This is a genomic window from Pseudomonas sp. TNT2022 ID1044 (assembly GCF_028656895.1).
In the GTDB taxonomy this organism is placed as follows: domain Bacteria; phylum Pseudomonadota; class Gammaproteobacteria; order Pseudomonadales; family Pseudomonadaceae; genus Aquipseudomonas; species Aquipseudomonas reinekei.
In genome coordinates this window covers 1-835 of record NZ_JAMDHB010000044.1, presented here as the reverse complement: position 1 = coordinate 835, position 835 = coordinate 1, and the positions used below count along the sequence as shown (strand labels likewise).

The window sequence follows — 835 nt, the reverse complement described above, 5'->3', positions numbered from 1 at the left end:
AGTAGGCGGTGGACATGGTACCGGGGGCTAAGGGGTCTTGGGCGCCTTTGGCTCGCTCCGACTCTTCGTACACATCTAGAAACTCGCGGGATTGCTTCCAGTAAAACGCCCAAAGCTTGCCCAGATCGGTGTCTTTGTTCTGGTTGTCCTCACGTTCATGAGTGGCATAACGGCGGATGTACCGATCCACCCGATCCGAACGGGTGACCAGCAGCCCGGCCATGCTTTCGTACACCGTGGGGACAACCTGCACGCTTTGCAACCCAGGCGTACCGGGCTTGCGATAGACATCTCGTGTCACATCACCGTCCCGGCTCGCGATCAACGCTTGGGGCACTTGAGGGTTGTCATCAAAAAACTGGAACAGTCGCTCAATCATGCCTTGCGCATGGGTCGTACTTTCATCGTCCTGCCAGAGAAACTGGGTAACTCCCAGGGTCGCCTTGTTTCGCCCTGAACTGATCAAACCGGCTGCTCGGTAGCCCTTCTCGTATGGGTCTGGAGGGCCTAGTGCAAATGTCGGAATCGGCCAATACGCTACCGCCTCGCCTGCCGAATGTTTGAAGGCGACACGGATTTTGATATCCCTACTGATTATTCTGAAGTCCAGCGAGTCCGTGTAATCCTTAGCATCTCGTGAGTATATCGAAGCAAAGTTATCGTTTTTTTTCTTGATGAATTGCCATATCTCAGATTGATGGTCCTGATGAATCCCAAGCCCAACGCCCCGTATTTCCAGCGCGTAAGTCCGCGCTTGCGTTGCTTGCCGCTCGGCGATTTGCGCCACGACGTTGGCTTTGTAAGCAGCGAGCCTCGCTTTTTCACTGGCCACGGC

Annotated in this window: 1 protein-coding gene; it reads right to left on the bottom strand. The window is 54.9% G+C overall.

What is annotated here, in order from left to right:
- The coding region (locus tag M5G20_RS29995; protein WP_273922113.1) for a type VI lipase adapter Tla3 domain-containing protein at positions 1 to 835 on the bottom strand (835 nt) is incomplete at both ends.